Below are 6,661 nucleotides of genomic sequence, written 5' to 3'. Positions count from 1 at the left end.
GACCAGCCCCGTACTCCCAGTAACGTCCGCTACACACTCAAAGCCACCAAGCACCCCACCTGACCTGCACTGACGCGCTAACTCACCGGCATTGCTGCTCAGAGGCACTTTTCGCTTACCTGACCACCCGCCGGACAGCCCGCTTCATGAAAGCGCGAGGTTAGACCGGCGCCCGCGGTATTGGAGATGTCCGCGGACTCATGCATAAGGTGCTGATCACTGCCACCAGTGGCAGCTGGCGTACCCGACGCTCAGCAGGACGGGTACGTCACGGCGCCTGGCTTCCTCGAACGCCTCGGGCGACCACGGCCACCAGTCGACCGGGTTGTCCGCGTGCTGGAGGAGGTACGGGGAGGTGGTGTGCGCGAGTCGGTTGACCATGGCCCAATCCTTGCGTACCGGGAGTGGCGGCGGGGGGACGGGCTCACCGGGGGGAGTCGGCTCCCGGAGCGCCGACCGGGACGGCAGCGGACCGGCTTCCGGCCTCACGGGGAAAGTAAGCTGAGGCGAGCAGCTCCAGAACTGACGAGCATCCTCGAAGGAGGCACGCCATGACCGCTGAGATGGTCGCACCCGCCTGGATGCGCCAGCAGATCAGCGCGGAGCAGTACGACTCCTGGTCCGAGGAGCAGTGCGCCGGCGTCGAGGTCGTGGACGGGATGGTCGTCGTGAGCCCGAGCGCCTCCAAGCGGCACAACCGGCTGGCGCGGCTCCTGGCCAATGCCCTGGACGCCGCCGCGGGCCCGGACTGGAACGCCGACACGGACTTCGACGTCCGCTTGCAGGACGTGCCGCTCACCAACCGCCGTCCGGACGTCACGGTCTACCGGGCGGAGACCATCGACCTCACACCCACCCGCCCCGAGCACGTACTCCTGGTCATCGAGGTCGTGTCGCCCGGCTCGGAGACCACCGACCGAATCGTGAAGGTGGACCAGTACGCCAAGGCGGGCATCCCCTTCTACTGGCGAGTCGAGCAGGCCGCCGCCGGGGTCCCGATCGTGTACACCTACGTCCTCGACCCCGCCACCAGGACTTACCGGGACGGCGAGATGTTCACCGGCGCGGTGAAAGCCACCGCACCTTTTTCCGTCGCAGTCGACCTTGGGGACATGTAGGAAGCGGAAAGTCGCCGCGCACAGCGAAGCGAAAACGACTCGGTCACACCAGTCAACGGTGCACGTCTCGTGCCATGGCGCCAAGGCGTGTTGGTGCTCCGGGAGCGAGGAAGGGGAGCAGCGGGATCACGCGTGTCCAGGCATCGGATCGCAGGATCTCCATGGCGATGCCCCGGGCCGCCTCCGTGTCAGGGGAACCGTCGCGGGTCGCAGCACGGGCGAGTGCCAGGCAGGTCCGGAGAACCCGGGCGTTGGCACCACTGTCCGCGGACGGCGCCACCTGGGCGCCCGCCAGGTGCATGGCGGCGGTACCGAGAGCCGTCGCGCGGTCGTCCGGCGTCCGCGCCGCGTGGGCGTGCCGCCGCACGGCGGCGATGTCGCCGTTCACCGCTGCCAAGAGCGCCAGTTCAGCGGACGCCTGCGGTTCCCGCTGACCGGCGCGCCTCCATCTGCCCACCGCGCTTTCGGGACGATCAGGTCCCCGGTCCGCATGACGGCGCGAAAACGCCACAACTGCCCGCGCCAGTTGCCGAGAACGCGCGGGTTTTCACGGGGATACGCCTTGGCAAGCTCGGCTTTGAGGTCTCCCGGCGTCGTACAGCCCGACAGGTCTCCGCAAGAGCGACCGAGACACCCTCACCCAGATCGCCGCCGCACTCGACGTGCTCCAGACCGAAGGTCCAGCCCTCGGCCGCCCGCTCGTCGACCGCATCACCGGATCACCGGATCACCGGATCACCGGATCACCCTGCCCAACCTGAAGGAACTGCGCCCCGGTTCCAAGGGCGACAGCGAAGTACGGATGCTGTTCGTCTTCAACCCCGAGCGCAACGCCGTCATCCTCGTCGGCGGCAACAAGGCCGGGAACTGGTCCGGCTGGTACCGCACCGCGATCAAGGAAGCCGAAGCCGCCTATCAGGCGTACACCGAGGAGGAAGCGTGAGCACCTTCAAGCCGAAGACGGCCAACGCAATCGACTGGAACGACCTGAAGGACGACCTCGGCCTTACCGCCGAGGAGGAGGCGGACGTCCCGGAGCGGAGCGCTGCCATGCTCGCAAAGGTCCGCGCCCACCGCCTGGCCGAGGTCCGCAAGCGCCAGCACATGACGCAGAACGAGGTCGCCGAGACTCTCGGCGTCACCCAGGGGCGGGTCTCCCAGATCGAGAAGGGGGCTGTGATGCGTACCGAGGTCGAGACTCTCGCCGCGTACGTCGCGGCACTGGGAGGACGCCTGAAGATCGTCGCCGACTTCGGCGACGAGTCCCTCGTCCTTGGCTGACAAGCTGTCTTTCTCTGCGTCGGGAGCGATCGCTGAGATCGATGACAGGCGCGATTCGGCATGCACTGCCATGAGGGCCAGGGCCAACGCCTCGTAGGTGTTACCCGTCACGCACGGACGGATCCTGGCCCTCAAGGTGCTGCCCGATGCCGAGGTACGGCTCGGGCGCCCACTCCTGCGGTGCCATCAGCTGCCCTTCCGGAAGGCGAGCGGGCCCGCCGGCCGGCCTGTCGGGCACATCCCCACCCGATCCCGGAAGGCGCCCCCAGGAGTGCCCGCGAGGAGGCTGGGGCACAGCCTCGCGCCCCGCGCCGGAAGACCGTGGCGCGGGGCGGGTCGCGGGGTCGCCCCAGGGGCGACGCCCGGGTTCTACTTCCCGGCGGCTCCGGCGGCTCCGGCGGCTCCGGTGGAAGCGGCACGGGCAGCGGCACCGGTTCCGGCGGCCGTGGGAGCCTCGGTCTTCTCCGGCGTCTCCTCGAAGTTCACCCGGCCCATGTGGCGGTTCATGGACTTCATCAGCAGCCACACGCCGACGGCGAGCGCGGCGAAGACGAGGAAGCCGAGAACGCCGGGGGTCACCTTGTTCTTGTCGAGCTCGTCGGCGGCCAGCGGGACGAGATGCGTCAGTGCCTGGGTGGAGTACATATCAGGCATTGTCGCGGATGCCCGCGAAGAGGTCGCTCTCGGGGAGGGAGGTATCGACGCCGGCCCTCACGAGCTCGTACTCCTCGGTCGGCCAGACCTCCTTCTGTACGTCCATCGGCACGCGGAACCAGCCGCCCTCCGGGTCGATCTGCGTGGCGTGGGCGATGAGCGCACGGTCGCGCACCTCGAAGAAGTCCGCGCACGGGATGTGCGTGGTCAGGGTGCGTTCGGCGTGCTCATTCTCCTCCCAGCGCTTCAGCCAGTCGCCGTACGGGGACTCCAGGCCGCGCGCCAGGAGCGCCTCGTGCAGGGCGAGGGTGCGGGGCTTGTTGAAGCCCTGGTTGTAGTAGAGCTTCAGCGGTTCCCAGACGGGGCCGAACTCGTCCTCGGGGAAGCGCTCCTTGTCGTTCGCACCGTCGAACGCGATCATCGTGATCTTGTGGGTCATGATGTGGTCGGGGTGCGGGTAGCCGCCGTTCTCGTCGTACGTGGTGACGACCTGCGGCCGGAACGAGCGGATCCGGGCGACGAGGCGCCCTGCGGCGGTCTCCTCGTCCTCCAGCGCGAAGCAGCCCTCGGGGAGCGGGGGCAGCGGGTCGCCCTCGGGGAGGCCGGAGTCGACGAAGCCGAGCCACTCCTGCTGGACGCCGAGAATCGCGCGGGCCTCGTCCATCTCCTTCCTGCGCACCTCGTGGATGTTCTCCTCGATGTACGCGTCTCCCTGGAGACGGGGGTTGAGGATGGAACCACGTTCGCCGCCGGTGCAGGTGACGACCATGACGTCCACCCCCTCGGACACGTACTTGGCCATGGTGGCGGCGCCCTTGCTCGACTCGTCGTCGGGGTGGGCGTGAACGGCCATCAGGCGCAGCTGCTCGGTCAAGACTCGGTCCTCAGTTATTTGTCGCGATGGGCAACTCCTATAGTGACCGAACGGGAAGGTGGAAAATTCCTCGATTCCCTGCACAGGAGGAACGATCATGACGGCGCTGCGCGAGGCCACACCCGAGGGCCGGTACGGCCGGAGCCGGGACGAGCAGGCCGACCGCAGGCTCCGGGTGATCGGCGCGGTCCTGGGTGCGGCGCTGGTCGGCCTGATCGTCTGGATCGGCGTGGACTACATCGGCGGTACGGACATCAGCGCCGAGCTGATCAAGTCCAAGGTCGTCTCCGACGAGCGGGCCGAGGCCCATCTCGAAGTGCGTAAGGACAAGGACTCCGGCGGCTTCTGCACGGTGCGCGCCCTGGACGCGGCCGGCAGCGAGGTGGCCCGCAAGGACTTCCGGTTCGACCAGCACGTGGGCCGCGTCGACGAGGTCGTGGCGCTGCGGACGACGGCCCGGGCCAGTGCGGTGGAGCTGGTGGGCTGCACCAGCGGCGGCTCGGCGGGCTGAGCCCCCGGCGTTCCGCTCGCCGCGCGGAACGCCGTGCGCGCTGTGCGCCCCGTGCCGCCCGTACGGTCCGCCACGCCTCCATCGGCACCGGGTGACCTTCTCCCCCTTTGCCCGGGAAATTGTTAGGCTCGTGGTTTCGCCCACCCGTGAGGGAACAAGCTCGGGGTAGGGCGATGCTTTGTATTCCCAGCACCGACGAGGAGCACCTGTGACCCAGACCAGCGAAAACGTCACCTGGCTCACGCAGGAGGCGTACAACCAGCTCAAGGCCGAGCTGGAGTACCTGTCTGGTCCCGCGCGCACGGAGATCTCCGTAAAGATCGCGGCGGCCCGCGAGGAGGGCGACCTCCGCGAGAACGGCGGGTACCACGCGGCCAAGGAAGAGCAGGGCAAGATGGAGCTCCGGGTGCGCCAGCTCACCCAGCTCCTGGAACACGCGAAGGTCGGCGAGGCGCCGGCCGACGACGGTGTGGTCGAGCCCGGCATGGTCGTGACGATCGCCTTCGACGGCGACGAGGACGACACGGTCACCTTCCTGCTCGCCTCCCGTGAGTACGCGAGCACGGAGATCGAGACGTACTCGCCGCAGTCGCCGCTCGGCAAGGGCGTCAACGGCAAGCGCACGGGCGACGACGCGGAGTACGAGCTGCCCAACGGCAAGAAGGCCGCGGTGAAGATCCTCTCGGCCAAGCCGTACACCGGCTGAGCCGGCGAGCCTCCCGCGTCGCGCCGCGACGCGACGCACGAAGCCCCGGTCGCGGACTCCCGAGGAGCCCGCGACCGGGGCTTTCGCGTGGCGAACGGGGATGTCGTACGGGAGCCCCTCCCGGGACGTCGTGCACCTCGTCGTGACCCCCACGGGCTGCCCCTGGCTGACGGACCATCCGTATGCGTCGTACGCGCAGGAGCACGCACGCTCCCCCGAAGCCCGGCACCGGACCGGACCGGACCGGACCGGACGGTCCTGCCTGCCCGGCTGCCCCTCGTGATCAGGAGCCCGGTCAGTTCCCCCGGACGCGGTGGGCCTCGGCGACGAGTCCCCGGGGCAGCTTCGGCGCCGCGCACGCGTAGTCGATCAGCTGGTTCCGGTAGGTGGTGTCCGCGATCTCCGGCGCCAGGGTGATCAGAGCCCTCAGGTCGTCGGACGAGCCGGCGAGGCGTGTGCGGTAGGCGGCGTGCGCCGCGCGCGCGGTGACTTCGTGAGGTTCGTGCTCCAGTGCCTGTTCGGCGAGGTTGGCGGCTGCGGCGAAGTCTCCCTGCTCCGCACGCACGTCCGCCAGATCCAGGTGGAGGGACCAGTTGCCGGAGTCCAGCAGCAAGGCGTGCTCGAAGGCCTCGGCCGCCTGATCCAGGTCGCCCGTCGCACGCCAGGTGGCCGCCCGTGCGACGGCCGTCCACATGACCCGGTCGACGGCGTCGGCGCGGTCGCACAGGGCGAAGGACAGTGCGTACCGGCCGCAGGCCCGGGGCAGCCGGGCCATGGCGGCCAGCGACTCCGGCACAGGATCCCGCTCGCTCACCTCGTCGAGGGCGTGGAACCAGGGCGCGAACCGCTCCCGCATCTCGTCGGTGTCCAGATCGTGGCCGTGGTCCAGCGTCCGCAGACACGCCTCGGCCAGTGCCGCAGCGCTCACCGCGCCGAGAAAGCGCGCGTCGCCGAACCAGGGGGCGGCGCCCCACGCCACGTCGGGCCGCACACCCGTGACCGAACCAAGGGCCATCACCGCGTCGTCCATGTCGCCTTCGAGGAACAGGAAGTACGCCTGCGCCAGCACCGCGCTCAGGGAGCCTTCCTCTGCGAGGGTCTCCTTCAGTTCCGGACCCCGGTCCGTCCACAGTTCGGCGAGGGCCGCATAGGGCTCCGGAGCCGCCGACGCCGCGGCTATCGCCCCCACCAGAAGCCTTACGGCGCCCACCGGGCTTCCGCCGCAGTGCGCCATCACACCGGCGAGACCGACTCCCGCCACCACAGACCGATTCGACATCGCCAGAGAGTACCCGTGACCAAGGACCTGGGAGCTCTTCCGCGTGGACGGCGGTGCCGCCGCTGTCCGTATCCACCGGTGGCGGACGGCCCTGTCGGCAACGCCGGTGCGCAAAGGACGGCGTGGCGGGGGGGGGGGCGGCCCCCCCCCCCCCCCCCGGGGGGCCGCCCCCCCCCCCCCCCCCCCCCCCCCCGGAAACCCGGCCCCCCCCCCCCCCGGAAACCACCGGGTTAAACAC

The 6,661-nt window shown here is 69.7% G+C and carries 9 protein-coding genes and 1 pseudogene; 5 read left to right on the top strand and 5 right to left on the bottom strand.

The genetic code is table 11. The features are described from left to right. Positions 1–225: 225 nt before the first annotated feature. Positions 226–381: pseudogene (locus tag ACFZAX_RS10095) on the bottom strand (DUF255 domain-containing protein); the annotation flags it as partial. A gap of 170 nt (positions 382–551) precedes the next feature. On the opposite strand from ACFZAX_RS10095, the gene ACFZAX_RS10090 reads away from it, so the two are divergent. Next, the gene (locus ACFZAX_RS10090) at positions 552–1,118 is read left to right on the top strand and encodes a Uma2 family endonuclease (RefSeq protein ID WP_390960498.1); all 567 of its coding nucleotides are present in this window, start codon (positions 552–554) and stop codon (positions 1,116–1,118) included. 52 nt (positions 1,119–1,170) lie between these two features. Here ACFZAX_RS10090 and ACFZAX_RS10085 read toward each other — a convergent pair whose 3' ends face one another. Beyond that, positions 1,171–1,515, bottom strand: a complete 345-nt coding sequence (locus ACFZAX_RS10085) for a hypothetical protein (protein WP_390960497.1) — start codon at positions 1,513–1,515, stop codon at positions 1,171–1,173. Between the two features lie 93 nt (positions 1,516–1,608). On the opposite strand from ACFZAX_RS10085, the gene ACFZAX_RS10080 reads away from it, so the two are divergent. Together ACFZAX_RS10080 and ACFZAX_RS10075 are read left to right on the top strand one after the other, a co-directional pair. Further along, on the top strand, positions 1,609–2,061 hold the full coding sequence (locus tag ACFZAX_RS10080) for a type II toxin-antitoxin system RelE/ParE family toxin (protein WP_390960496.1): 453 nt from the start codon (positions 1,609–1,611) through the stop codon (positions 2,059–2,061). Then, a complete protein-coding gene (locus ACFZAX_RS10075; RefSeq protein WP_390960495.1) occupies positions 2,058–2,399 on the top strand; it encodes an XRE family transcriptional regulator in 342 nt (113 codons plus the stop codon). The genes ACFZAX_RS10080 and ACFZAX_RS10075 overlap by 4 nt, the downstream gene beginning before the upstream one ends. Before the next feature lie 369 nt (positions 2,400–2,768). Here the strand turns inward: ACFZAX_RS10075 and ACFZAX_RS10070 are convergent, their stop codons facing one another. Beyond that, complete coding sequence (locus tag ACFZAX_RS10070) at positions 2,769–3,044, bottom strand: hypothetical protein (RefSeq protein ID WP_390960494.1); 276 nt, start codon at positions 3,042–3,044, stop codon at positions 2,769–2,771. Between the two features lies 1 nt (position 3,045). Then, positions 3,046–3,906 (bottom strand): mycothiol conjugate amidase Mca, encoded by an 861-nt coding sequence (gene mca / locus ACFZAX_RS10065; protein WP_390960527.1) that lies wholly within the window; start codon positions 3,904–3,906, stop codon positions 3,046–3,048. A 118-nt stretch (positions 3,907–4,024) separates the two neighbouring features. Here mca and ACFZAX_RS10060 point away from each other — a divergent pair, with 118 nt between their 5' ends. Both ACFZAX_RS10060 and greA read left to right on the top strand, forming a co-directional pair. Next, positions 4,025–4,438 carry a DUF4307 domain-containing protein gene (locus tag ACFZAX_RS10060; protein ID WP_390960493.1) on the top strand — a complete coding sequence of 138 codons (414 nt, stop codon included), beginning with the start codon at positions 4,025–4,027 and terminating at the stop codon, positions 4,436–4,438. Between the two features lie 208 nt (positions 4,439–4,646). Further along, complete coding sequence (gene greA / locus ACFZAX_RS10055) at positions 4,647–5,144, top strand: transcription elongation factor GreA (protein WP_390960492.1); 498 nt, start codon at positions 4,647–4,649, stop codon at positions 5,142–5,144. Between the two features lie 295 nt (positions 5,145–5,439). On the opposite strand, the gene ACFZAX_RS10050 is transcribed toward greA, so the two are convergent. Beyond that, a complete protein-coding gene (locus ACFZAX_RS10050; RefSeq protein WP_390960491.1) occupies positions 5,440–6,423 on the bottom strand; it encodes a tetratricopeptide repeat protein in 984 nt (327 codons plus the stop codon). Positions 6,424–6,661 lie beyond the last annotated feature (238 nt).

Source organism: Streptomyces sp. NPDC008125 (genome assembly GCF_042957125.1).
GTDB lineage: Bacteria > Actinomycetota > Actinomycetes > Streptomycetales > Streptomycetaceae > Streptomyces.
Note: the sequence above shows the minus strand (reverse complement) of the source record. Positions and strands in the feature narration are given on the sequence as shown.

What these genes read in the sequence shown, in the direction of transcription:
- ACFZAX_RS10050 (WP_390960491.1), bottom strand. Translation starts at nt 6,423, where the DNA reads ATGTCGAATCGGTCTGTGGTGGCGGGAGTCGGTCTCGCCGGTGTGATG.
- ACFZAX_RS10070 (WP_390960494.1), bottom strand. Translation starts at nt 3,044, where the DNA reads ATGTACTCCACCCAGGCACTGACGCATCTCGTCCCGCTGGCCGCCGAC.
- ACFZAX_RS10080 (WP_390960496.1), top strand. Translation starts at nt 1,609, where the DNA reads ATGACGGCGCGAAAACGCCACAACTGCCCGCGCCAGTTGCCGAGAACG.
- mca (WP_390960527.1), bottom strand. Translation starts at nt 3,906, where the DNA reads ATGGCCGTTCACGCCCACCCCGACGACGAGTCGAGCAAGGGCGCCGCC.
- ACFZAX_RS10060 (WP_390960493.1), top strand. Translation starts at nt 4,025, where the DNA reads ATGACGGCGCTGCGCGAGGCCACACCCGAGGGCCGGTACGGCCGGAGC.
- ACFZAX_RS10090 (WP_390960498.1), top strand. Translation starts at nt 552, where the DNA reads ATGACCGCTGAGATGGTCGCACCCGCCTGGATGCGCCAGCAGATCAGC.